We start from the raw sequence: 1,168 nt of genomic DNA on the forward strand, positions 1-1,168 counted from the left end.
TGATTTTCGACACCACGCCTGCGCCGACGGTACGGCCGCCTTCGCGGATGGCGAAGCGCAGTTTTTCTTCCATCGCGATCGGCGCGATCAGTTCAACGTTGAACTTCAGGTTGTCGCCCGGCATCACCATCTCGGTGCCTTCCGGCAGCTGAACCATCCCGGTCACGTCGGTGGTGCGGAAGTAGAATTGCGGACGGTAGTTCGCAAAGAACGGCGTGTGACGGCCGCCTTCTTCCTTGGTCAGGATATAGGCTTCAGCTTCGAACTTGGTGTGCGGCGTCACCGACTTCGGCTTCGACAGAACCTGACCACGCTCCACGCCTTCACGGTCGATGCCGCGCAGCAGAACGCCGACGTTGTCGCCAGCCTCACCACGGTCCAGCAGCTTGCGGAACATTTCCACACCGGTGCAGACCGACTTCTTGGTGTCGCGGATGCCGACGATTTCGACTTCGTCGCCAACGTTGATCACGCCACGCTCCACGCGACCGGTCACAACCGTGCCGCGGCCCGAGATCGAGAACACGTCTTCGATCGGCATCAGGAAGGGCTGGTCAACCGCACGTGCCGGGGTCGGGATGTATTCGTCAACGGCCTTCATCAGGGCGTGGATCGAATCTTCGCCGATGTCCTTGCGCTCACCGATCATCGCCTGATGGGCCGAGCCCTTGATGATCGGAATGTCGTCGCCCGGGTATTCGTAGGACGAGAACAGCTCGCGGATTTCCATTTCCACCAGTTCGATCAGCTCTTCGTCATCAACAAGGTCAACCTTGTTCATGTAGCAGACCATGTAGGGGATACCCACCTGACGGCCGAGCAGGATGTGCTCGCGGGTTTGCGGCATCGGGCCGTCGGAGGCGGCGCACACCAGAATCGCGCCGTCCATCTGGGCGGCACCGGTGATCATGTTCTTCACATAGTCCGCGTGGCCGGGGCAGTCGACGTGGGCGTAGTGACGGTTCGCGGTCTCGTATTCCACGTGCGCGGTCGAGATCGTGATCCCGCGTGCACGCTCTTCCGGTGCACCGTCGATTTGGTCATAGGCGCGGAATTCGCCATAATACTTGGTGATCGCCGCCGTCAGCGTCGTCTTGCCGTGGTCAACGTGGCCGATCGTGCCAATGTTGACGTGCGGTTTGTTCCGTTCAAACTTTGCCTTTGCCAT

At 60.4% G+C, this 1,168-nt stretch carries 1 protein-coding gene; it reads right to left on the reverse strand.

What is annotated here, in order from left to right:
• Positions 1-1,168, reverse strand: a 1,168-nt coding sequence (gene tuf, locus CUR21_RS18365; protein ID WP_100198526.1) for an elongation factor Tu, incomplete at both ends; no start/stop codon positions are given.

Source organism: Pseudorhodobacter sp. MZDSW-24AT (genome assembly GCF_002794355.1).
Lineage (GTDB): Bacteria > Pseudomonadota > Alphaproteobacteria > Rhodobacterales > Rhodobacteraceae > Pseudotabrizicola.